Consider the following 21,855-nt stretch of genomic DNA (forward strand, 5'->3'; position numbering starts at 1 on the left):
TTGTTTTGCGATGTCTTCGTCGAGGGTCTGACACCAAAAGGCGTAATGGGTAGACCAAATAGCGTTCGTCACGCAAAATGGTCGGCGTGGCGGATGACGGCGGTGCCTACCTCGGCAGGATGCGGATCCTCGATGCGAAACCGGTGAACCTCGACGGGTTCAGTGTGGCCAACCCGGAGCTGGGCCTGGTCGCGATGCGCAGCCCGCATGATCCGGAACCGTCGCTGGTGCTGCGTGACGGCCAGGTCATCGAGATGGACGGCAAAGCCGCCGCCGACTTCGACGTGATCGACGAGTTCATCGCCCGATACGGCCTCGACCTCGACGCCGCGCCCGAGGCCATGGCCATGTCCGACGCCGAACTGGCCCGCAAGACCGTCGACCTCAACGTGCCGCGCGCCGAGGTGGTCCGGCTGATCGGCGGCACCACGCCGGCCAAACTCGCGAGGGTCATCGCCGTACTGACGCCGGTCGAGATCCAGATGGCGATGGCCAAGATGCGGGCCCGGCGCACCCCGAGCAATCAGGCCCACGTCACCAACCAGCTCGACGATCCGATGCTGATCGCCGCCGACGCGGCCAGCGCGGTGGCCTACGGGTTCCGCGAGGTCGAGACCACGGTGCCGGTGCTCGGGGATGCGTCCTCGAATGCCGTTGCGCTGCTGATCGGTTCACAGGTCGGGACTCCGGGCGCGATGGCGCAGTGTGCGATCGAGGAGGCGCTGGAACTGCGCCTCGGTATGCGCGGGCTGACCAGCTACGCCGAGACCATTTCCATCTACGGCACCGAGCAGGTGTTCGTCGACGGCGATGACACGCCGTTCTCGAAGGCGATCCTGACGAGTGCCTACGCGTCGCGCGGGCTCAAGATGAGGGTCACCAGCGGCGGCGGTGCCGAGGTGCTGATGGGTGCGGCCGAGAAATGCTCGATCCTGTACCTGGAATCGCGGTGCGTGTCGCTGGCCCGGGCGCTGGGTTCCCAAGGTGTGCAGAACGGCGGCATCGACGGGGTCGGTGTGGTGGCCTCGGTGCCCGAGGGCATGAAGGAGCTGCTCGCCGAGAACCTGATGGTGATGATGCGGGATCTGGAGTCGTGCGCGGGCAATGACAACCTGATCTCCGAGTCCGACATCCGCCGCAGCGCCCACACCCTGCCGGTGCTGCTGGCCGGCGCGGACTTCATCTTCTCCGGTTTCGGCTCGATCCCGCGCTACGACAACGCGTTCGCGCTGTCCAACTTCAACTCCGACGACATGGACGATTTCCTGGTCTTGCAACGGGATTGGGGTGCCGACGGCGGCCTGCGCACGGTATCGCCCGAGCACCTGGCCGCAGTCCGTCGAAGGGCGGCGACGGCCGTGCAGGCGGTGTACCGCGATCTGGGTCTGGCGGATTTCGACGACAGCCACATCGAGGAGGTGGTGGTCGCCAACGGGTCACGCGATCTGCCGCCCGGCGATCCGAAGGCCGTCGCGGAAGCGGCCAACGCCATCGAGGCCAGGCAGCTCACGGTATTCGACGTGGTCGCCTCCCTGAAGCGCACCGGTTACGACGAGGAGGCCGAGGCCGTCATGCGGCTCACGTCCGAGCGTCTGCGTGGTGACCAGTTGCAGACCTCGGCGATCTTCGACGAGCAGTTCCGGGTGCTGTCCAAGATCACCGACCCGAATGACTACACCGGTCCCGGAACGGGTTACACGCCGACCGATGAGCGCCGGGCCGAGATCGACAACATCCGTCAGCAGCGCAACGGCGCCGAGCTCACCGCCGACCAGGCCGCGCATGCCGGCCACATCACCGTCACCGACCTCGAACCGGCCCGGCAGGGCAGCGATCCCCGCGAGGTGGTCATCGGGTTGTCCCCGGCGTTGGGCCGCAGTGTGTGGCTGAGCCTGTGCGGCCTGCCGATCGGCGAGGTGATCCGCCAACTCTCCGCCGGGCTGGAGGAGGAGGGCTGTGTGCCGCGGTTCGTGCGGGTGCGTTCCACCATCGACGTCGGCCTGATCGGCCTGACCGCGGCCAAGCTGTCCGGGTCGGGCATCGGAATCGGATTGCAGGGCAAGGGCACTGCGCTCATTCATCGGCGGGATCTGGCGCCGCTGGCCAACCTGGAGCTGTTCAGCGTGGCTCCGCTGTTGACCGCGCGGAACTATCGCGAGCTGGGCCGCAATGCCGCCCGTCACGCCAAGGGTATGGCGCCGGTGCCGATCCTGACCGGCGGCACCGACGAGTCGATATCGGCGCGCTACCACGCCCGCGCGGTGGCCCTGGTGGCATTGGAACGTGAGGCCAGTGAACCGGGCCAGGCGCCCGTTACGGTGGAGGTGACGCGGGCATGAGTGAGGAGTCCGCCCAGAAGTTTTCAGTCGCAGCAGCCGTCGACGGCAAGCTGGACCTGTCGGATCTGCGGATGGACCCGGCCACGCTCGCGCACCAGGCTGTCGTCGCCGAGGAGAACGGCAACCCGCAGCTCGCCGAGAACTTCCTGCGTGCAGCCGAATTGGCGACCATCGACGATGAAGAGGTGATGGGCCTGTACGAGGCGCTGCGCCCGCACCGCTCCACGGCCGCCGAACTCGACGCGTTGCAGGCGTCACTGGAGACCCGCGGCGCGGCGCGCTGTGCCGAGCTGGTGCGGCAGGCCGCCGTGGTGTACGCCAGGCGGGGTCTGTTGCGGTGACGTCGGTTCCCCGCGTCGTGGCCGGCATCGACGTCGGCAACCACACCACCGAGATCGTCCTGGCCCGAATCATCGACGGCACCGTCGAGCCGATCGCCCACGGCCAGACGCCGACCCGGGGCCGCAAGGGATCTCGGGACTCCTTGGAGGGAGCGGCGGCGCTGCTGCACCGCATCGAGGTCGACGCTTCGGTTCGGGCCGATGAGTTGGCGCTCTCGGCGATCCGGCCGGTCGACACCGAAACCGCCCCGCTGGCCCCGGCGCCGTCGCCGCGCTCACCGGTGCGCAGCTTGCGCAAGCCCGATGCCAGCACCCCGGCCGGTACGGGGTACGCCGTCGGCCGGCACGTGCCGCTGCGGGAACTGGTTTATGAACCGCAGGCCGGTCCGGTGATCGTCTCGGTTGACGGCGACACCGATTTCGAGGTCGCCGCGGCTGCGATCACCGCCGCGGTGTCCCGGGGTTGGACCATCGAGGGCGTACTGGCCGCCCAGGACGATGCGGTGTTGATCCGCAACCGGATTCCGCTCGACCTTCCGGTGGTCGACGAGGTGATGCTCGACGGGTTGGCCTCCGGTGTGCTCGTCGCGGTGGAGGTGGTGGCCGAGGGGCGCGCCTACCGGGCCCTGGCAGATCCGATCGCGCTGTGTGCGGCTTTGGAACTCGGCCACGAGCAGATCCACGACGTCGCCGAATTCACCAGGGAACTTTCGGATTCCCCGGCCATCGCCGTGACGGCGCGCACCGAGGCGCCGGAACCGCCTGCGGTGGACGACGATTACGTCGAGTTTCGGATCGATGGGCGAGTTGTGCGCTATTCGCCTGCGCAGGCCCACGCGATCCTGCGTCGCGAACTGCCGGGCAGTGTGGTGCGGATCCGGTTGCGCTCCATCCCGACCGCCGATCATGAGATCGCCCTCGACGACGCCTTTTTCACCGACCTCGCCGCCCTCGACAGCGGAACGTGGCTGCGCCGTGGCGTGGCGGATGCCCGCGGCACGGTGGTGGCACTGCTGGCGGCCGATCATGTCGAGGATGCCGCGACGACACTTGCCGCGCTGACCGGGCGTCCGGCCCACACGATCGCAGGAGAGCCGGAGGCCGCCGCGCGGGGTGCACGCACCACACCGGGGCTGCCGCCGGATTCGGTGGTGTGCGATATCGGCGGCGGCACCATCGATCTGATCGGCCCGGATCGCACGGTCACGGCGGCGGGGGCGGGGGAGACCATCACCGTCGCGGTGGCACGCATGCTGAACATCCCGCGGGCACTGGCCGAGCGGGTCAAGCGCACCCCGGCGATCCGGGTCGAGGGGCCCCATGTCGCGCACGAGGAGGACGGCCGACGCCTGTTCCTCGGCGCACCGGCCCCGGCCGACGCGATCGGCCGGCTGTGCACCCGCGGCACCGCCGGGTTGGTGCCGTTCTCCACCAAGCTGGCGGCCGAGGAATGGCGCAGTCTACGGCTGGCGATCAAGCAGGAGACCGTGGCGGCCAACATCGCCCGCTGCCTGGCCGCATTCGAGAAACCACCGACCGCGTTGGTGTTGGCCGGCGGTGGAGCACTCGACGACGAACTGCTGCGCACGGTCGGCGAATCCCTGCGCAGCCTGGGAGTTGTGGTGGGGCGGGCCAACATCGACGGGGTGCACGGCCCGCGGTTTGCGGTCGCCTCGGGCCTCGTCCACCTGTCGGCCGGCTAACCGGTAGCCCGCAGGAAGTCTCCGGAGATCTTCACCGCCGGCGTCGACGAGTCACCGCCCACCACCAGGGTGGCGAACGCGATGTCACCGGCGATACCGGCGAACCATCCGTGCGAGTGCGTGTTGTCGCCGAACTCGGCGGTGCCGGTCTTGCCACCGAGATCGGGGATATCGCTCAATTGGCTTGCGGTGCCCTCGGTCACGGTCTTGCGCATCATGTCCCGCAGTGCCCCGGTGACGGCGGCCGGCAGCGACTCCGAGGGGGTATCGGCGGTCACCTTGTCGCCGTCGACCAGGGTGGGCAGGATGGTCGAGCCGTGCGCCAGGCTCGCCTCGGCGACCGCGAGGCCGAACGGGCTGACCGTCACGGTTCCCTGGCCGATACCGTTCTCGACCCGCTGGGCGGCGGTGTCCGCGTTGGGAACCCGGCCGGTCACCGTGGTGAGCCCCGGGATGGTGAAGTCCACCCCGATGCCGAAGGCTCGGGCGGTCTTGGTCAGTGCGTCAGGCGGCAGCTTGTCCGACAGGGCGGCCATGCTGGTGTTGCACGAATGCGAGAACGCCGACGCCAACGGCACCGTCCCCAGGTCGAAGTCGTCGTCGTTGGGAATGGTGCGGTTCTCGATCGTCAACCGGCCGGGGCAGGCCACCGGGGTGTCCGGGGTCGCCAGGTTGGCTTCCAGAGCGGCAGCGGTGGTGATGGTCTTGAACGTCGAGCCCGGCGGATAGAGACCCGAAAAGGCAATGGCGCCTTGCGGATCTGCGGCGGTGTTCTGCGCGGCGGCCAGGATGCCGCCCGTCGAGCCGGAGATCGCGACCACCACGGCGGGCCGGGCCTCCTGGGCGACCGCGTGTTGAGCAAGCAGTTGCAGCCGCAGGTCCAGCGTGGTGCGCATCGGGTCGGTCGGCGCCGGTGGTTGCGCGGTCAGCCGCTGAGCGGCTGCGCCCTTCCCGTCGACCAGATAGACCGACCACCCGGCGGCTTTGGTGATCCGGTCGTGCCACAGCTGCGCCAGCCCGCCGATGGCGGGTGAGGACAACTGGCGGTCGGCTGTCAGCAGCTCACCCTGCTCGGCCACCGTCACACCCGGAACCTGGGTCAGTTGGTCGCGCACCGCTGAGAGGTCGTCTTCGCGCAACTTCATCACCGTCACCCGGTCATCGGAGTTCGACGCGAACTGTGCGCCGATGGATTCCGCGGTGGTGGTGGCATCGAAGGGGGCCAGCAGCGCGGCCAGTGGGGCGGCCGAATCCAGGTGGGCGCGGTCCAGGGAGATCACCCCCACGGTCTGCCACGTCATCAACGGCTGACCGGTCCGGTCGAGCACCGGGGTCTGCAGGTCGCTGTCGGTGCTGTATTGAAACCTCAAGCCGTCCCGCAGATCTCGGTGCAACAGCGTCGGCGTCCAGGAGATACGCCAGTCGTCACCGGTCTTGGTGGCGGTACCCGTGGTGTCGTAGGCAAAATCGTGGCCTTCGCCCCAAGACCACTGATACTTCAGCGTCGCGCCGGACTCGTTGCCGTCCTCGGGTTCGGCGCTGACCTTGACCGCGGCGGCATCGCCCATGCCGTCGAACATCGACTTGATTGCCGGCTCGGCGGATGCGGGGTCGGTGGTCTGTGCGGCTGCTCCGCCGGCGTCTTTACGCTGCAGGGCATCGGCGAAGGCGGCGAAGCGGTCAGCCGGGTCGGGAGAGGAGGAACATCCCACGATCGGGAGAAACAGGCACAGCAGCAAGAGCAAGGCGCGCCGTTGAGTCATGCTCCCAGCATGACATCAGCGAGTCAGGCGGCCTTGTCGGTGCCTGACTCGTGGTCCGACCCGGCCTTGGGCTTGGCCTCCTGTTTCGGCTTTGGCTTCGGCTTGAACGAATCCCTGACGTTCGTCGTCACGTCCGACACCGCGTTGCCCACGTCGTCGCGCCGCTGTACGGGGGTGCGTTTGACCGGCTTCCTGGGGACATAGGCCCCGTCCTTGGTCTCGACTTTCGGCTCAACGACCTTGGGGATGTCCTTCTTCTCCGCGTTGCGTTCGGTGGGTCCCGACGTCGTCGAAGGCGATGTGGTAGAAGGCAATCCGTTCCTGAAGTTGTCCGCGCCCTGCTGCAAGGCGTCGGGCAGCTGGTTGATGGTCTCGGCAATCCGCTTGGGTGGGGTGATCAACGAGAAGCGGGTCGGCGTGTCGGCATTCTGGTAGTGACGGTCGGTGTAGCCCATATCGACGCCGAGCTTGAGTGTCGGCTCGATCGCGCCGAGCACCGGCTCGGTGAATGCTGTGGTGTTCAGCGCGGTGGATACGTCCCGGATGGGCTGCAGCAAGGGCAGATGCTCGGTCTTGACCAGGATGTAGGTGTCGGTGGCCCCGCCGGGCTTCTGGACGGTCTTGACCAACAGCCCGTCCGCGTCGTTCAGACCGGTGGCATCCGGGGTCGGATCACCGTGCAGATAGAAGAACCCCGCGGCGGCATTGGCCAGTGACAGCGGGTTGGCATAGGCCGGGAAGTCACCGATCGGGTCGTACTCGATGGTGACGAAGGTTTGGCTGTAGGGGGTGGACGCTGCCGCGCCGGTGCTGGTGAACCCGAGGAGTCCGAGCGGCCCCAGATCCGGGAAGCGGGCATAGATTCCGCCGTTGGGAACCGTCGGTGCCGCGATGTAGACGAATTCAATGTTCCCGCCGGGATCCACCGTTCCGGCATTCAGTTCGCGCTTGTAATTCTCGGCGACGAGGGACCCCTCGGAGTAGCCGACGATGTAGACCGTCCCGTTGGGGCCGACCTGGGTGCGGGCGACGCCCACTTGCTGGATCAGCGGCGCGCGCCCGTCAGCCACACCCGAATCGATCGGCAGCGAGGCCGAATATTCGACGGCCTTGTATTGGTCGTCATCGACGCTGACGAACTTGTTGTTGTACGGAACGTACTCGCCGAGAAACTTGTCCTGGATCCGCGCACTCTTGGTGTCGCTTGCCCCGCCCACCCCTACGACAGCGTTGTTGCCCGGCAGGGTGGCCGCGAGCGCGTCGGCGACCTGTCCGAACGTGAGGACTGCCGCCAAGCCGGCGGTGGCACCGGCCACCACGGCAGCGGATGAACGCGCGCGCTTACGGTGAGTGGCCACGGTGCTCCTCAGATCGTGCGGGTGGAAACGACTGAGAACGGAGCGTGGGCCCGGGGTCAGTCCGGGCCCACACTATGCCAGATGTTTGCTAGTTATGACGAAACTGCTAGGGGCAGGACACTTCGAGCTCAAAAGGCTTGGTAACCATGCCCGTTCCACCGGCGCCGGTCGCTTCGCCCTTGATCGTGTAGGTGTTGCCATCCTTGGTGGCTTCTGCGCTGCCGCCGGGAACGCCGGGGGTGTAGCCGAGGCTGACGCCGTCGATATTGCCCAACGCCACGGCGGTCACCGATGGCTTGTCGCCCTCGCTGAGCGTGGCGGTGACTCCGGACATGCCTTGTCCGACGGACAGGCTGACATTGCCTGCGACCGTGGCACACACGACTGTGCCCTCCAGCTTCTGCTCTTTGCCGTCGATGGAGACGCGGGCGGTGCCCGTGCCCGTTGTCGCCGTGGCACCGCCGGCCTCGACCGACGCGGTCGCCGACGCGGTCGCTTTCGTGTCGCTGGAAGTGTCTTTCTTGTCGCTCGACGAACAGCCAGACAGGCCTGCGACGACGATCGCGGCGCCGCCTACAGCCACCAGGAACTCACGCTTCACCACTGCTCTCCTCACGGTTGCGCAGCCCGTCATGAGTGGCGGGCTGTCAGGCAGAAGTATGGAGTTTGTGCAGGTCGTGGGCGTGGGTTTGAGCGAATTGTTCGCCATGGGGACGGGGCGGTCGTAAGTTCAGCGTCATGCAGACGTTGCGCACACCGGAAGACCGTTTCTGCGATCTGCCTGAATTTGCTTACCTGCCAGAGTATTCCGATGTCGATGACGCGGATGGCGGTCATCTGCGGGTGGCCTGGGTCCAGGACGGCCCACCCGATGCCGATCCGGTCCTGTTGTTGCATGGGGAACCATCGTGGTCGTTTCTCTACCGTCGGATGATTCCGGTACTGGCCGGGGCGGGGCATCGGGTCGTCTGCCCAGACCTGGTCGGCTTCGGCCGCTCGGACAAACCCACCCGCATCGAGGACCACAGTTACGCGCGCCATGTCGAGTGGATGCGGGCGCTGGTCTTCGACGTGCTGGACCTGCGGCGGGTGACCCTGGTCTGTCAGGACTGGGGTGGCCTGATCGGGCTGCGGTTGGCTGCTGAACACCCCGACCGGTTCTCCAACATCGTTGTCGCCAACACCGGGCTGCCCACCGGCGACATCCCGATGCCCGAAATCTGGTGGCAGTTCCGCACCGCGATCCAGAACTTGCCCACGATCGACGTCGGGCGGTTCGTGGCGGCAGGCTGTCGGCGCCCGGTCAGCGATGAGGTCCGTGCGCCCTACGACGCGCCGTTCCCCGACGACTCCTACTGCGCGGGCCCGCGGGCGATGCCCGGCCTGGTGCCCACCTCGCCCGACGATCCGGCCTCGGCCGCCAACCGGTCGGCATGGAAGGTGTTGTCGGCCAGCCAGACTCCGATGCTGGTGGCGTTCAGTGATGGTGATCCGATCACCGGCGGCATGGCGCCCATCTTCAAGCGGGAGATGCGCGGCGCGCAGGGGATCGACCATCCGGTGATCCGCGATGCTGGTCATTTCCTGCAGGAGGATGCCGGCGAGGAACTCGCTGAGGCGATCGTCGAGTTCCTGGCCGGCCGTTCACCTACGGGCAGGTGACCGCGATGTCGAACGGCATGTCCACCGGCGAGCTCGGTTCGTTGGGATCGATGCCCATGCCGGTGCCTGTGATGGTGTAGCCCTTGCCGTCGCGCGCCGCCACCACCGGGGCACCCGACAGGCCGGAGAGATAGGTCAGCGACGAACCCTCGCCGTTCACGTCACCGATGTTCACCGACTGCACCACCGGGGCCTCACCGTCGGTCAGCGCGATGGAGGCCGGCATCTTGCCCTCGATGCTGATCGTGGTCAGGCCGTCCTTGGTCTCGCAGCTGACACTGGTGACCGGGCCTGCGTCGTTGGGACCGAAGGTGACCCGGCCCTGGCCGGACTTACCTGAAGAACCCGACTCCTGCGACGAACATCCGGCGACGGCAGCCAGACACACAGCAAATCCGGTGGCAATGACAATGGGGCGGCGCATGACCAAATTCACGTCCGCAGTATGGTCGCGTCCGCCCCCGTGACGGAAATCGGACGAGCATCCGGTTGAATACCTGGTGTGGACCAGCCGTATTTCACCGTGGAGGCCGAGTTGCCCGGCCGACTCGGTCGGGTCGGGACCATTCACACTCCGCACGGCGATATCCAGACTCCGGCGTTCATCGCGGTCGGCACTGCGGCCACCGTGAAATCGGTTCTTCCCGAGACCATGAAACAGCTTGGTGCTCAAGCGGTCCTGGCCAATGCCTATCACCTGTACCTGCAGCCGGGCCCGGACGTCGTGGCCGAGGCCGGCGGGCTGGGGGCGTTCATGAACTGGCCCGGCCCGACCTTCACCGACAGCGGCGGCTTCCAGGTGATGTCGCTGGGTGTCGGGTTCAAGAAGGTCCTGGCCATGGACACCGAGCGGCTGCAGAAAGACGACATCATCGCCAAGGGCAAAGAACGGCTGGCCGTCGTGGACGACGACGGCGTCACGTTCCGCTCGCATCTGGACGGCTCGAAACACCGGTTCACCCCGGAGGTGTCGATCGGCATCCAGAACAAGCTCGGCGCCGACATCATCTTCGCGTTCGACGAGCTCACCACCCTGGTCAACACCCGCGCCTACCAGGAAAGCTCGGTACAGCGCACCCATGAGTGGGCGGTGCGGTGTCTGGTCGAGCATCACCGGCTGCAGGGGCTGTCGCCGGAGCGGCCGCGGCAGGCGCTGTTCGGCGTGGTGCAGGGCGCCCAGTACGAGGATCTGCGCAGGCAGGCCGCGAGCGGGCTGGCCTCGATCGGGCAGGAGGCCGGGCCCGCCGAGGGGCTGAGCTTTGACGGCTACGGCATCGGCGGCGCGCTGGAGAAGCAGAATCTGGCGACCATCGTCGGCTGGGTCAGCAGTGAGCTGCCCGCGGACAAGCCGCGCCACCTGCTCGGGATCAGCGAGCCCGATGACCTGTTCGATGCGGTGGCCGCCGGAGCCGACACCTTCGACTGCGTATCGCCGTCGCGGGTGGCGCGCAATGCGGCGGTGTACTCGGCGACGGGGCGGTTCAACATCACCGGGGCCCGGTACAAGCGGGACTTCACCCCGATCGACGCCGAATGCGATTGCTACACCTGCGCCAACTATTCACGCGCCTACATCCGGCATCTGTTCAAGGCCAAGGAGATGCTGTCGGCGACGCTGTGCACGATCCACAACGAGCGGTTCGTGATCCGGCTGGTCGACCAGATCCGGGCGTCGATCGTGGCCGGTGAGTTCGATGAGCTGCGGGCGCACGTGCTGGGGCGGTACTACGGGGTGCCCATTAGTTGAACTGCGGCTTCTTCTACGCGTGCACAATAAGTAGATGGTGACCGTCACCGACGATCAAGCCCCGCAGGCCCTGCTGATGCAGCTGCTCGACCCGGCCTGCCGGGCCGATCCTTACCCGACGTACAACCGGATCCGTGAGCTCGGACCCCTGCACCTACCCGAGTCCAACCTCACGGTGTTTACGTCGTTCGCCGACTGTGACGAGGTGCTGCGACACCCGGCGTCGCGCAGCGACCGGACCAACTCCACCATCGCCCAGCGGCAGCTCGAGTCCCAGCCTGGGCCGCGTCCCAGCGGCGCGACGAATTTCCTGTTCCTCGACCCTCCCGATCACACTCGACTGCGCAAGCTGGTCAGCAAGGCCTTCGTGCCGAAGGTGGTCAAGGCCCTCGAACCCGACATCACCGACCTGGTGAACGGCCTGCTCGACGGCGTCGAGAGGCGGGGGAGTTTTGACGCCATCGACGACCTGGCCTACCCGCTGCCGGTGGCGGTGATCTGCCGCCTGCTCGGCGTGCCCGTCGAGGACGAGCCGAAATTCAGTCACGCCTCGGGATTGCTGGCCGCCTCGCTGGACCCGTTCCTGGCCCTGACCGGTCATACCTCGGATCTGTTCGATGAGCAGATGAAGGCCGGGATATGGCTGGGCGACTATCTGCGCGAGCTCATCGATGCCCGCCGCAGTGTTCCCGGTGAGGACCTGATGTCCGGGCTGATCGCGGTCGAGGAATCGGGGGACCAGCTCACCGAGGACGAGATCGTCGCGACGTGCAATCTGCTGCTCGTCGCCGGACACGAGACGACGGTCAACCTGATCGCCAACGCGACGCTGGCGATGCTGCGCCATCCGGCCCAGTGGGCCGCGCTCGGGGCGGACGCCTCGCGGGTGGCCGCGATCATCGAAGAGACCATGCGGTACGACCCGCCGGTGCAACTGGTGGGCCGAATTGCCGGTGATGACATGACAATTGGTGACATCACGATCCCGGCCGGCGACACCATGCTGCTGTTGCTGGCCGCCGCGCACCGTGACCCGGCGGCCAGTGAGCGGCCCGGCGAGTTCGATCCGGACCGCGAGAACATCCGGCACATTGGGTTCGGCAAGGGCCCGCATTTCTGCCTGGGCGCACCGCTGGCCCGGTTGGAGGCGTCGGTGGCGCTGTCGGCGGTCACCGCGCGGTTCCCGCAGGCCCGCCTGGCTGCCGACCCGGTGTACAAGGCGAACCTGACCTTGCGAGGGATGTCGACGTTATCCGTGGAGATTTAGACGATCTGCCACGGATTCATCGAAGAAATCGTCCAACACTGACGAAAACCGCAATCTGTAGGTACGGTTCTTCGGCATGCGGATCCTCTTGGTCGGTGCCGGCGGCGTGGGTGCCGCGTTCTGTGCGATCGCGGCCCGGCGCGGCTTCTTCGAGCAGATAGTGGTGTGCGATTACGACGAGGCCCGGGCCGCCACGGCGGTCGACGAGGTCGGCGACCCGCGGTTCAGCGCCGCCCAGGTGGACGCGAGCTCGGCCGAGGCCGTCGCCGCACTGGTCCGGCAACACAACATCACCCACGTGATGAACGCCGTCGATCCCCGGTTCGTGATGCCGATCTTCAACGGTGCCCTGGCCGGTGGCGCCGACTACCTCGACATGGCGATGAGCCTGTCGCATCGTCATCCCGACAGGCCCTACGAGCTCACCGGGGTCAAGCTCGGTGACGAACAGTTCGCGGTTGCCGACGACTGGCAGGCCGCGGGCAGGCTGGCCCTGGTCGGCATCGGTGTGGAACCCGGGCTCTCCGATGTCTTCGCGCGCTACGCCGCCGATCATTTGTTCTCCGAGATCGACGAGCTCGGCACCCGCGACGGGTCCAACCTCACCGTCGACGGTTACGACTTCGCGCCGTCGTTCTCGATCTGGACCACGATCGAGGAATGCCTGAACCCGCCGGTGATCTGGGAGGCCGACCGCGGCTGGTTCGTCACCGAACCATTCAGTGAGCCAGAGGTTTTCGACTTTCCCGAAGGCATCGGCGCGGTCGAATGCGTCAACGTCGAGCACGAGGAAGTGCTGTTGATGCCACGATGGGTGGACTGCAAGCGCGCCACGTTCAAGTACGGCCTCGGCACCGAGTTCATCGATGTGCTCAAGGCTCTGCACAAGGTGGGGCTCGACCGCACCGACAATGTCACGGTCGGCCCCGTCCAGGTCAGTCCCCGCGACGTGGTCGCGGCCTGCCTGCCCAACCCGGCGACGCTCGGCCCGCAGATGCACGGCAAGACCTGTGCGGGGCTGTGGGTGACGGGCACCGGGAAGGACGGTAACCCGCGCTCGACGTACCTGTACCACGTCGTCGACAACCAATGGTCGATGGCCGAGTACGGGCATCAGTGCGTGGTGTGGCAGACCGCGATCAATCCCGTTGTGGCGCTGGAACTCCTGGCCAACGGAACCTGGAGCGGCGCCGGCGTGCTGGGCCCGGAGGCGTTCGACGCGGTGCCGTTCCTGGATCTGTTGAAGGACTACGGCTCACCGTGGGGCCTCAAGGAGCTCGCGCCGTAGCCCGGTGGCGGTCAGCAGTATCGCGAGCACGATCGCCGCAGCGGTGACGGCCGCGGTCACCGGCCAGCCCAGCCACCCGACGGCGGCGGCGCCGAATGCGGTACCCAGGCTGCCGCCCACGAAGTACACCACCATGTAAGCGCTGTTGAACCGTGCCGGCGCGGCCGGGTCGATGGCCAGAACCGTGCTCTGATTGGCCACTTGAGCGGCGAACAGCCCGGCATCGAACACGGCCAGGCAGACGAGGGTGGCCACCGGGTTCGACAGGCACCCGCCGAGGGCGATCGCGCCGAAGGCGGCGATGAGCAACCCGACCATCATGACTCGTCGTGCGCCCACACGGTCGGTCCACACCCCGGCGATGCGCGTGGCGACAATGCCCAATAGACCGGCGAGGGCGTACAGGCCGATCCGCTCGGCTGAGTATGAGTACGGCGGCTGAGCCAGCGCGACGGCCAGGCCGGCCCACACCGCGCAGAATGCGAAAAACCAGAGCGCGCCGCGTACCGCGGCGATGCGCAACGTCGGGAATCGCAGGTACAGGCCCGGCAGGCTGCGAAGCGTCGCCAGGTAGCCGCTCGTGGCGGAACCGGCGGTGGCGGGCAGGGTCCGCAATGTGACGAGTGCGGCGACGACGCACGCGAGTGCGAACACGACCAAGCCGCCCCGCCATCCCAACACGTCGGTCAGCCACCCACCGGCGATGCGGCCGCCGATGATCCCGGCCGAGATGCCCGCTGTCACAATGCCCAGCGCGGTGGCCCGACGGCCGTCCGGGACGAAGCGCGCGGTGATCGAACTCAACTGCGCACCGACGGTGGAGCAGGCACCGATCACCCCGACCGTGAGCCCAAGGATCCACACGGCACCGGCTGCGGCGTTGGCGGCCAACGCCGCGGCCAAGGCGCCGAACTGCGCTGCGAGTATGTATTTCGGCGGAAACCGGTCGACGAGCGGCACCAGCATCGCGAGCCCCAACAAGTAGCCGACCGGACCGCACGCCAGGGCGATCCCGACCTGGGCGACCGAGATGTCAAGGCTGTCAGCGACATCGGATATCGCCGGTTGCAGTGGGTAGATGGCGGCGGTGCCGAGCGCTGCGGCAATCGTCATGAACCACACGGTGGTTCGGTGTATTTCGGCCTGCGGTGTCATGTCGGTGACGGTATGAGCACGCGCGCCGGGGTGCTGGCGGAAATCGGACCACGCGGTGTGGGAGAGTGGCCGAACAGGCCGCTAGAGCGGGTTCAGGATCCGCTGCAGGAACTGGCGGGTGCGCTCTTCTTTCGGGTCGCCGATCACCGCGGCGGGCGGACCCTGCTCCAGGATCACCCCGCGATCGGTGAACAGCACCTGATCGGAAACCTGTCTGGCGAACTGGATTTCGTGCGTCACGATCACCAGCGTCCAGCCTTCGACGGCCAGGTCGCGGATCACCGCGAGCACCTCGCCGACCAGTTCCGGATCGAGCGCCGATGTCGGCTCGTCGAACAGCACCACTTTGGGTTTCAGCGCCAGTGCCCGAGCGATTCCGACGCGCTGCTGCTGGCCGCCCGAGAGCTGATACGGATACTTGTCCTGCTGGTCGGCCAGGCCCACCTGCCCCAGTAGCTCGGTGGCCTCGGCCACCACCTCGTCACGCGGGCGCTTCTGCACCACCAGCGGGCCCTCGGTGACGTTCTGCAGCACCGTCTTGTGCGGGAACAGGTTGTGGGACTGGAACACAAAGCCGCTCTGCGCCCGGTAGCCGCGCAGCTGTTCCTTGGGAACCGGCTTGGCGAAGTCGATTTCGGTGTCACCGACCCGGATCACCCCGGAGTCGGCCACATCGAGGGCGTTCAGCGTGCGCAACAGCGTGGTCTTGCCGGAACCCGACGGGCCGATCACGGTGGTCGCGGTGCCCCGCGGCACCCTGAACGACACGCCCTTGAGCACCTGGAAGTCGCCGAACGCCTTGTGCACATCGGTGGCGACGATCCGGTCGTCGCGTTCTGTGGTCATCGCGCAATGTGCCTTTCCAGTCGGCGTTCCAGGCGACTCTGGCCGAACGACAGCACCAGGCAGATCACCCAGTAGTAGATCGCGGCCGTGCCGTAGAGGGCGAAGAACTCGAATGTCGGCGCCGCGATGATCTGGGCTTGGCGCAGCAGTTCGGTCACCAGGATGGTCGAAGCCAGCGACGTGTCTTTGACCAGGGAGATCAAGGTGTTCGACAGCGGCGGTACCGCCACCCGGGCGGCCTGCGGCAGGATGATGCGCCGCAGCGTGCCGGTGTAGTTCAGCCCGATCGTCTCGGCCGCCTCCCACTGTCCCTTCGGGATGCTCTGGATCGCCGAGCGGATGATCTCGGCGGCGTAGCCGCCGACGTTGAGGCTGAACGCGATCACCGCGGCCGGGAACGGATCGATCTTCACCCCGAACTCGGGCAGCGCGAAGAACACGATGAACAGCTGCACCAGGAGCGGTGTCCCGCGGATGATCGAGATGTAGAACCGGGCGATGTTGCTCAGCACCCGGTTCGACGACAACCGGGCCAGCGCGACTGCCAGGGCGATCACCAGGCCGATGATGAAGCTGACGATTGTGAGCGGGATCGTCATGGTGATCGCGGCCTTGGCCAGCGGGCCGAGGCTGTCCAGGATCAGCTCCCACGTCGACTTCGGCTGCTTGAGCTCCTGGGATCCCGTGGGTGTGCCGGAGGCGTCGGCCTTGAGGTACTTCTGTGAGATCGCGGCCAACGTACCGTCGGCGCGCAGCTCGTCCAGGGCCTTGTCGAGGTCGGGCAACAGCCCACTGTTCTTTCGGGCGGCGAAGCCCTGTTCGCTCTTCGCCCCGACGTTCCCGGCGATCTTGACCGACTTGTCGCCGGTCTCGGCGAGGTAGGCGTAGACGGCGATGCTGTCGTTGACCACGACGTCGACCCGGCCCTGGTTGAGGAGCTTGATGGCCTGGGTGAATCCTTCGACCGCTTCCACCCGGGCCCCGGCCTTGCGGGCGATCTCCGACCAGTTGCTGGTCGCGTTCTCGGCGGCGACCTTGCCTTTCAGATCGGTGAGGGTCTTGATCGAATCGTCGTCGGCGCGGGTGACGATGACTCCCTCGCCCACCGAATACGGTTCGGACAGGTCATATTTCGCCTTGCGCTCATCATTGATGGTGACCTCGTTGGCGACCACGTCGAAGCGGTTGGCCTCGAGCGCGGCGAAGATCGAGTCCCATGGTGTCTCGACGAATTCGACTCTGACTCCGAGTTTGTCGGCGACTGCGCGGGCGACGTCGACGTCGTATCCGACGAGTTGGCCGGAGGCGGGGTCGTGATAGCTGAACGGTGCGTACACCCCCTCGGTGCCGACCCGCAGCACGCCGGCCTGCAACGGTCCGCCGGCCTCTGGTGCCTTCGGTCCACACGCGGCGATCAGTGTCGCGAAGATCAGCAGGAGTCCCAGCAGTGGAATTCGTCGGGAGCGCACCGCCGGACGCTAACAGGGGTGCGGGAGGTTCTGCAGGTTTCTGCTCAGCCCGGCTGATATATCCACGGATGCCGCGGCAGAGCGGCCGGGTCGAATCGGTCGAGCATGCCGTCGAGGCCCAGGGCCGGCCAGCCCAGCGATGCGCTGATCTGCTCCAATGCCCGCTCGATCCCGATCTCGGCCAGGGTGACCGCGCCGTCGCGTTTGGCCAGCCGGGCGCCGTCCTCGTTGAGCACCAGCGGCACGTGCGCATACGTCGGCTCGGGGTAGTCCAGCAGCCGGGCCAGGTACGCCTGGCGCGGGGACGAGCTCAACAGGTCGTCGCCCCGCACCACCTGGTCGACGCCGCTCGCCGCGTCATCGACCACCACGGCCAGGTTGTAGGCGGGCACGCCGTCACCGCGGCGTACCACGAAGTCGTCGATGATCCCGGTGTAGCTGCCGTGCAGCAGGTCGGTGACGGTGCCGACGAACGTGTCGGTGCGTAGCCGTAGCGCAGGTGGGCGATCGGTTTCGGCGCGGCGCTGTGCGCGTTCGGTGTCGGTCAGGTCCCGGCAGGTGCCCGGGTACGCGCCTTCCGGGGCATGTGGTGCGCGCGGCGCCTGGGCGATATCCCTTCGGCTGCAATAGCATTCGTACAGCAGTCCGCCCGCCCGCAACTGCTCGATCACGGCGTCGTAGCGGTCCTGGTGACCCGTCTGCCATTCCACCGGCTCATCCCACGTCAGCCCGATCGCGGCCAGGTCGGCCACTTGCCGCGTACCGATCTCGGCGAACGTGCGGTCATCGAGGTCCTCGACCCGCAGCAGGAACCGCCGCCCGGTGGACCGGGCGAACAACCAGGCCAGCATCGCGGTGCGCAGGTTGCCGATGTGCAGGTCGGCCGACGGGCTCGGCGCGAACCGCCCGGCGGGGGTGAGGCTCACGCCCGCAATCTAGCTAATCGCGCTCCCAGGGCCGATGTCGCCCTTCGCCACTCACGCACTACTCCGACGCTCCAGCGCTTCGATCACGACCGGGCAGATGTCGACTCCGTACAGATGCTCCATCGCCTGCAGACCGCCCGGACTCTCGGCGTTGATCTCGATGACTTTGTCGCCGATCATGTCGATGCCGACGAAGAACATCCCATCTTGCGCGAGTTTGTCGCGCATCGCCTCGATCACCGCGCGCTGCTTCTCGGTGACCTCTTCGGGTTGAACTGTGCCGCCCTTGCAGATGTTGGCTCGCGGGTCGTTCCCCTCCGGCACCCGCCGGAAAGCGGCGGGATGTCCGTCGACCTCGATGAGCTCTCCGTCGAGCAGGAAGATCCGCATGTCGCCGTCCTCGGCGCCCTCGACGTATCCCTGGGCGTAGATGTAGCCGTCTTCCAGCACCGACTCCATCATCTGGTTCAAGTTGGGCTCGTCGTCGCTGACGATCATGAACACGTTGCGTCCCTGCGCGCCGCACAGCGGTTTGATGATGGAGCGTCCCACGGATGAGATGAAGGTCCGGACGTCGTCCACGTTTTGCGTCACCAGGGATCGCTGGCGGATCTGCGCCGGAAACTCGTCGAGGTATACCTTCAACGCCGCACGCATGAGCACCGCGGGGTCATTGACCACGGTGACGCCGTGCGCCACGAGCAGCTGACCGAACATGGAACCCAAGCTGCTGGCCCACGGCCGATCCTGCCGATCCTCGACCGAGTCGTTCCTCAGAAACACGGCGTCGAGCTCGTTCATGCGTATGCGCTCGGCCGAACTCTCCTTCATGCGATCGACGAACGCGGTCAGCGTGTCCTCACCCCGGGCGATGCCGGGACGTGCGTGCGCCCCGATCTGACCGTCGGGCTCGCCGATACTGACGTCGCCCAGCCCGACGTACCAGACCTCGTGGCCCATCAGGGCGGCCGCCTTCGCGAGGCGGGTGGTCGCGTATTCGTCGACCTCGGTCTCCGCGCGATTGACCAGGAATGCAATCCTCATGCGGCCACATCCATTTCGAGTAGGTCCGCGGGGCTCATGCCGCCGCGCATGCGTTCGAGCCGCACTTGCGCCCCGGGCGCGGACAGCCAGCGTGGGCGCGCCCGCGGCGGTTCCAGAACCCCTTGCTGAATCAACTCCTCCACGAGCGGCGCATGGTCGAGCGAGAGCTTGCCGGCGAGAAGGGGCTCGATGCTGCGTCCTTCGGCGAAGTACCCGAGGACTCGTTCGATACCGCGCAGATAGATGATGTCCTTCGTCGAACCTCCGCCGAATGTTGCGCGGCTCGTCACCGACCACGCGGTGCGGGGTGCGAAGCCATGGGCGTCGGTCAGGTGATTGAAGATCTCGACGAACTCCGCGTGAGCCAGCATCATCGATGCGGCAACGACCCTCGCGGCGAGCACGCGCATGCGTCGGGGATCGAGCCCCCCTACGACGTACTCGGCCAGCACCGCCAGGCCTTCCTGCGTCTCCTCGTACAGTGGGAGCCCGACGGCCAGGAGACCCAAGGGCTGCGCCTCGCCGTTGCGATAGGTGAGCACGTGGGTCCCGACCTCGTGCTGGATCAGTGGCTCTACGCGGTTCGCGCGGAAGGAGGCAGTGGCAGGAATATAGAGCCTCCCGAACGACACCATCAGATCGGCGACGTCGTCCCGCACTTCGACCGCTACGGGAAACTGCGGATAGGCCGACTCCAGTTCCGCGCGTGCCGTCTCCGCGAATGCCGTGGCGGTGACGCTGGTCGACGTGATCGGTGGCGGATCGATGAGCTCGAGCAATGAGCGAGCCGTCGTGCACAGCGAGTCGTCCGGTTCTCCGTAGAGCTGCAGCGCGCCGTACCTGAACCGCGACGTGCCGCGGTCCTCGAGCAAGGTGATCCGCCGGGCAATCTCGTCGCGTTTTCCACGGAAGAGAGAGTTGAGTGCCGGGTTCTCCACTCGCTCGATCTCGACGTCGTAGAGGTCGCGCTTGACCAGATCCGGGTCGAAGTCCAGCGGTCTCGACTGCAGGGCGGGTAATGACTCGAACCCCGAGCGCGCGAAACCCCGCCATGCCTCGGCTCCATTGATCGGAGTGACGTTGAGCATGAGGTTGAGCTCGCGATCGATCTCCGTCAGACGTGCATCGACGTCCAGGGCTTCCTGCGAAAGGGGCGAAGTTCGACCCACTTGCTATCGATACCCAATTGGCGACGTGGTCAATCCGGTGTTCGAAGCTGTTCCCGCTAACGTTCAGGAAATGGCAGAGCGGAGAATCGCCGGCGGCACGATCCAGGTTGAACACCAAGACGGGCTGGTGCGCGCGCGGGGCGTGCGCTACGGCACCGTCAGGCGATTCGCGGTCGCCGAGCCGCCCGCGGCCTGGTCGGGGGTTCGGGACGCGACGCAATCAGGTCCGGCCTGCCCGCAACGGCCGTCGCGTTTGAGCTGGGTCGCGGGCGACGCACTCGCGGGCCTGACGACGAACGAGAACTGCCTCGTGCTGACCGTCACCGCCCCGGCCGACGCGCACCGGCTGCCGGTCATGGTGTGGTTTCACGGCGGTGCGTACGTCGCGGGCAGCGGGGAGTCGGCCAAGTACGACCCCGGTGCCCTGGCCCGTGCCGGCAACGTGGTCGTGGTCAACGTGAGCTACCGGCTCGGCATCTTCGGTTATCTGGCGCCACCCGGGACCGGTGAGGACAACCTGGGACTGCGCGATCAGATCCTGGCGCTGCGCTGGGTGCAAGACAACATCGCGGCGTTCGGTGGTGACGCGACCAATGTCACCGCGTTCGGTCAATCGGCCGGCGCGCATTCGGTCCTGTCGCTCATGTTGTGTGAGGACGCGATCGGTCTCTTCCACCGCGCGATCCTGCAGAGCGCCCCGCTGGAGTTGGACGACGGGCGTGACGATATGGCCCATGCCATGGGCTCGGCGATGGCCACCTCCCTCGCCGGTGCCGATCCGGTCGAGGCGAGCATCGAACAACTGCTCGCCGCGGAAGGCGCCGCGGTCGCCGCCGCGCAGGGTTACGGCCTGCTTGGTGGACTTGCGTTCGCACCACGGCTCGGTCGGGGGCCGCTGCCGGCACCCGCCGATGTACCCGCCGCCATCGCCGCCGCCGCGGGCCGCATCGAGCTGCTGATCGGCTACACCAAGGACGACGCCGCACCGTTCGTGGCGATGGACCCTCGGGTGGCCAGGCTCAACCGGGTACCGGTCCTCGGGCGTCTCGCCGTGCGGGCGGGGTCGGCGGTGATCACGAAACAGGCGTTCTCCAGCCCCGCTGAGCGACTGGCCGAGGCCTGGCGGACGCACGGCGGCCGGGTGGGCACCTATCGATTCGACTGGACACCGGTCAACGCCCCGTTGGGCGCCTGCCATTGCATGGAGTTGCCGTTCCTGTTCGGCTCACCGCAGACCTGGGCGGACGCCCCGATGCTCGGCCCACAGCGGACAATCGACAGTCAGCTGTCTACCGAGATGCGCACTCGCTGGACGCAATTCGCTCATCATGGCGTCGAATCACTGCCCGCGCCGTCGTTGCGGTTCGGCTGAGCCGGAACAGACAGCCCTTGGTAGGGTTCCGGCAAAATTCGGACGCGGTGGTGTGACGGCGATTATGGGCGCAGTCCCGTCCCTGCGTGGCCGCGTCAGCGAATGCGCGGCACTTCGAACCCTGGTCCGGTCGGCTGCCTACCGGGCGGCGGACACGGCCGACCGCCGGGAAGTGCACCGTACGTTGGCGGTTGCCACCGACCCCGAGCTCGATCCTGTCCGCCGATCCGGCCCGTGACGGGCTGACCAACCAGGAGATCGGTGCGCAGTTGTTCATCAGCACCCACACTGTCGAATGGCACTTGCGCAACGTCTTCGTCAAGCTCGGTGTCCGGTCACGCAGGCAGCTGCGATCCGTGTCCTGGACCGGTTGAACCACGGGTTTTCAAGGGTCCGAAGCATCATC

The 21,855-nt window shown here is 67.1% G+C and carries 18 protein-coding genes and 1 pseudogene; 9 read left to right on the forward strand and 10 right to left on the reverse strand.

The genetic code is table 11. The features are described from left to right. Positions 1-119 precede the first annotated feature (119 nt). Genes ACWEFV_RS27740 through ACWEFV_RS27750 form a run of 3 tightly spaced genes read left to right on the forward strand, consistent with a single transcriptional unit; the run spans position 120 to position 4,383 of the window. Entirely contained in the window at positions 120-2,339 is a 2,220-nt protein-coding gene (locus ACWEFV_RS27740) for a propanediol/glycerol family dehydratase large subunit (RefSeq protein WP_450072595.1), read from the forward strand. Beyond that, a complete protein-coding gene (locus ACWEFV_RS27745) occupies positions 2,336-2,680 on the forward strand; it encodes a diol dehydratase small subunit (protein ID WP_135459359.1) in 345 nt (114 codons plus the stop codon). The genes ACWEFV_RS27740 and ACWEFV_RS27745 overlap by 4 nt, the downstream gene beginning before the upstream one ends. Beyond that, complete coding sequence (locus tag ACWEFV_RS27750) at positions 2,677-4,383, forward strand: diol dehydratase reactivase ATPase-like domain-containing protein (RefSeq protein WP_450072522.1); 1,707 nt, start codon at positions 2,677-2,679, stop codon at positions 4,381-4,383. The genes ACWEFV_RS27745 and ACWEFV_RS27750 overlap by 4 nt, the downstream gene beginning before the upstream one ends. Here the strand turns inward: ACWEFV_RS27750 and ACWEFV_RS27755 are convergent. The 3 genes from ACWEFV_RS27755 to ACWEFV_RS27765 form a co-directional block, all read right to left on the reverse strand. Then, positions 4,380-6,146: a penicillin-binding transpeptidase domain-containing protein gene (locus tag ACWEFV_RS27755; protein ID WP_450072523.1), complete on the reverse strand. Its 1,767-nt coding sequence runs from the start codon at positions 6,144-6,146 to the stop codon at positions 4,380-4,382. The two genes, ACWEFV_RS27750 and ACWEFV_RS27755, sit on opposite strands and share 4 nt — an antisense overlap. 23 nt (positions 6,147-6,169) lie before the next feature. Further along, positions 6,170-7,504: a PE-PPE domain-containing protein gene (locus tag ACWEFV_RS27760; RefSeq protein WP_450072524.1), complete on the reverse strand. Its 1,335-nt coding sequence runs from the start codon at positions 7,502-7,504 to the stop codon at positions 6,170-6,172. A 106-nt stretch (positions 7,505-7,610) separates the two neighbouring features. After that, positions 7,611-8,105, reverse strand: a complete 495-nt coding sequence (locus ACWEFV_RS27765; protein ID WP_450072525.1) for a lipoprotein LpqH — start codon at positions 8,103-8,105, stop codon at positions 7,611-7,613. Positions 8,106-8,242: 137 nt separating this feature from the next. On the opposite strand from ACWEFV_RS27765, the gene ACWEFV_RS27770 reads away from it, so the two are divergent. Next, a complete protein-coding gene (locus ACWEFV_RS27770) occupies positions 8,243-9,166 on the forward strand; it encodes a haloalkane dehalogenase (RefSeq protein WP_450072526.1) in 924 nt (307 codons plus the stop codon). Here the strand turns inward: ACWEFV_RS27770 and ACWEFV_RS27775 are convergent. Beyond that, positions 9,153-9,602, reverse strand: a complete 450-nt coding sequence (locus tag ACWEFV_RS27775; RefSeq protein WP_135459352.1) for a lipoprotein LpqH — start codon at positions 9,600-9,602, stop codon at positions 9,153-9,155. The two genes, ACWEFV_RS27770 and ACWEFV_RS27775, sit on opposite strands and share 14 nt — an antisense overlap. A 66-nt stretch (positions 9,603-9,668) precedes the next feature. Here ACWEFV_RS27775 and tgt point away from each other — a divergent pair, with 66 nt between their 5' ends. From tgt to ACWEFV_RS27790, 3 genes are all read left to right on the forward strand, one after another. Beyond that, the gene (gene tgt, locus ACWEFV_RS27780; protein ID WP_450072527.1) at positions 9,669-10,913 is read left to right on the forward strand and encodes a tRNA guanosine(34) transglycosylase Tgt; all 1,245 of its coding nucleotides are present in this window, start codon (positions 9,669-9,671) and stop codon (positions 10,911-10,913) included. A 34-nt stretch (positions 10,914-10,947) separates the two neighbouring features. Continuing rightward, the gene (locus tag ACWEFV_RS27785) at positions 10,948-12,180 is read left to right on the forward strand and encodes a cytochrome P450 (RefSeq protein ID WP_450072528.1); all 1,233 of its coding nucleotides are present in this window, start codon (positions 10,948-10,950) and stop codon (positions 12,178-12,180) included. Positions 12,181-12,256: 76 nt separating this feature from the next. Beyond that, positions 12,257-13,468, forward strand: coding sequence for a saccharopine dehydrogenase C-terminal domain-containing protein (locus ACWEFV_RS27790; RefSeq protein ID WP_450072529.1), 1,212 nt, complete (start codon positions 12,257-12,259; stop codon positions 13,466-13,468). Here the strand turns inward: ACWEFV_RS27790 and ACWEFV_RS27795 are convergent. The 6 genes from ACWEFV_RS27795 to ACWEFV_RS27820 form a co-directional block, all read right to left on the reverse strand. After that, positions 13,436-14,581: an MFS transporter gene (locus ACWEFV_RS27795; RefSeq protein WP_450072530.1), complete on the reverse strand. Its 1,146-nt coding sequence runs from the start codon at positions 14,579-14,581 to the stop codon at positions 13,436-13,438. The two genes, ACWEFV_RS27790 and ACWEFV_RS27795, sit on opposite strands and share 33 nt — an antisense overlap. A gap of 123 nt (positions 14,582-14,704) precedes the next feature. Beyond that, positions 14,705-15,469, reverse strand: a complete 765-nt coding sequence (locus ACWEFV_RS27800; protein ID WP_450072531.1) for an amino acid ABC transporter ATP-binding protein — start codon at positions 15,467-15,469, stop codon at positions 14,705-14,707. Then, entirely contained in the window at positions 15,466-16,938 is a 1,473-nt protein-coding gene (locus tag ACWEFV_RS27805; RefSeq protein ID WP_450072532.1) for an ABC transporter permease subunit, read from the reverse strand. Before ACWEFV_RS27805 ends, ACWEFV_RS27800 begins: the two co-directional genes overlap by 4 nt. Before the next feature lie 44 nt (positions 16,939-16,982). Then, positions 16,983-17,864 carry a tRNA glutamyl-Q(34) synthetase GluQRS gene (gene gluQRS, locus ACWEFV_RS27810; protein ID WP_450072533.1) on the reverse strand — a complete coding sequence of 294 codons (882 nt, stop codon included), beginning with the start codon at positions 17,862-17,864 and terminating at the stop codon, positions 16,983-16,985. Positions 17,865-17,915: 51 nt separating this feature from the next. After that, entirely contained in the window at positions 17,916-18,908 is a 993-nt protein-coding gene (locus ACWEFV_RS27815; protein ID WP_450072534.1) for an ATP-grasp domain-containing protein, read from the reverse strand. Then, the gene (locus tag ACWEFV_RS27820; protein WP_450072535.1) at positions 18,905-20,077 is read right to left on the reverse strand and encodes a flavohemoglobin expression-modulating QEGLA motif protein; all 1,173 of its coding nucleotides are present in this window, start codon (positions 20,075-20,077) and stop codon (positions 18,905-18,907) included. Before ACWEFV_RS27820 ends, ACWEFV_RS27815 begins: the two co-directional genes overlap by 4 nt. A 70-nt stretch (positions 20,078-20,147) precedes the next feature. Between ACWEFV_RS27820 and ACWEFV_RS27825 the strand changes: the two genes are divergently transcribed. Together ACWEFV_RS27825 and ACWEFV_RS27830 are read left to right on the forward strand one after the other, a co-directional pair. Further along, positions 20,148-21,449, forward strand: a complete 1,302-nt coding sequence (locus tag ACWEFV_RS27825) for a carboxylesterase family protein (protein WP_450072536.1) — start codon at positions 20,148-20,150, stop codon at positions 21,447-21,449. A gap of 230 nt (positions 21,450-21,679) precedes the next feature. Beyond that, positions 21,680-21,823 (forward strand): annotated as a pseudogene (locus ACWEFV_RS27830) (helix-turn-helix domain-containing protein); the annotation flags it as partial. Positions 21,824-21,855: the final 32 nt, after the last annotated feature.

It is taken from the genome of Mycobacterium sp. NPDC004974, from assembly GCF_053600815.1.

Coding starts and splice junctions, on each gene's coding strand:
- ACWEFV_RS27800 (WP_450072531.1), bottom strand. CDS start 15,469: ATGACCACAGAACGCGACGACCGGATCGTCGCCACCGATGTGCACAAG.
- ACWEFV_RS27745 (WP_135459359.1), top strand. CDS start 2,336: ATGAGTGAGGAGTCCGCCCAGAAGTTTTCAGTCGCAGCAGCCGTCGAC.
- ACWEFV_RS27740 (WP_450072595.1), top strand. CDS start 120: ATGCGGATCCTCGATGCGAAACCGGTGAACCTCGACGGGTTCAGTGTG.
- ACWEFV_RS27755 (WP_450072523.1), bottom strand. CDS start 6,146: ATGACTCAACGGCGCGCCTTGCTCTTGCTGCTGTGCCTGTTTCTCCCG.
- ACWEFV_RS27785 (WP_450072528.1), top strand. CDS start 10,948: ATGGTGACCGTCACCGACGATCAAGCCCCGCAGGCCCTGCTGATGCAG.
- ACWEFV_RS27825 (WP_450072536.1), top strand. CDS start 20,148: ATGGCAGAGCGGAGAATCGCCGGCGGCACGATCCAGGTTGAACACCAA.
- ACWEFV_RS27815 (WP_450072534.1), bottom strand. CDS start 18,908: ATGAGGATTGCATTCCTGGTCAATCGCGCGGAGACCGAGGTCGACGAA.
- ACWEFV_RS27790 (WP_450072529.1), top strand. CDS start 12,257: ATGCGGATCCTCTTGGTCGGTGCCGGCGGCGTGGGTGCCGCGTTCTGT.
- ACWEFV_RS27770 (WP_450072526.1), top strand. CDS start 8,243: ATGCAGACGTTGCGCACACCGGAAGACCGTTTCTGCGATCTGCCTGAA.
- ACWEFV_RS27795 (WP_450072530.1), bottom strand. CDS start 14,581: ATGACGATTGCCGCAGCGCTCGGCACCGCCGCCATCTACCCACTGCAA.